Origin of the sequence: Comamonas testosteroni, from assembly GCF_000761245.1 — a bacterium.
Lineage (GTDB): Bacteria > Pseudomonadota > Gammaproteobacteria > Burkholderiales > Burkholderiaceae_C > Comamonas > Comamonas testosteroni_C.
In genome coordinates this window covers 1-602 of sequence record NZ_AWOR01000129.1, presented here as the reverse complement: position 1 = coordinate 602, position 602 = coordinate 1, and the positions used below count along the sequence as shown (strand labels likewise).

Genomic DNA, 602 nt, shown 5'->3' with positions numbered 1-602 from the left:
GCAATGTACAGCTGGGGCGCCACGATCTTGCCCGTCTGCCCGACCTGCAGGTCGTTGGGCGCATAGCCCGCGTCCACCGCAGCGCGCGAAGCGCCGATGGCCGCTCCCAGCTTGTCGGCCAGCGGCGATATGACTTCCTGGAACTTCTCCGCCGAGCCCAGCGCGCGACCGCCGGAGACGATGATCTTGGCGGCCGTCAGCTCGGGACGCTCGCTCTTGGTCACTTCGCGGCCCACAAAGGCGCTCTTGCCGCTGTCAGCCACGGCAGCCACGGCTTCCACGGCCGCCGAGCCGCCGCTGGCAGCTGCTGCGTCAAAGCCGGTGGTACGCACGGTGATGACCTTGACGGCATCGGCGGACTGCACGGTGGCAATGGCGTTGCCCGCGTAGATGGGGCGCTCGAAGGTGTCGGCGGAGTCGACCTTGGTGATGTCGCTGATCTGGGCCACGTCCAGCTTGGCGGCCACGCGGGGCGCCACGTTCTTGCCCGAGGCGGTCGAGGGGAACAGGATGTGGCTGTAGTTGCCGGCACCACTGCCCACAATCGCCAGCACCTGGGCGGCGACGTTCTCGGCCAGGCCGTCCTTGAGGCTGGCGCCGTC

The 602-nt window shown here is 68.9% G+C and carries 1 protein-coding gene; it reads right to left on the bottom strand.

The features are described from left to right. A partial coding sequence (locus P353_RS27435; protein ID WP_034376724.1) for an electron transfer flavoprotein subunit alpha/FixB family protein occupies positions 1–602 on the bottom strand: 602 nt, incomplete at both ends.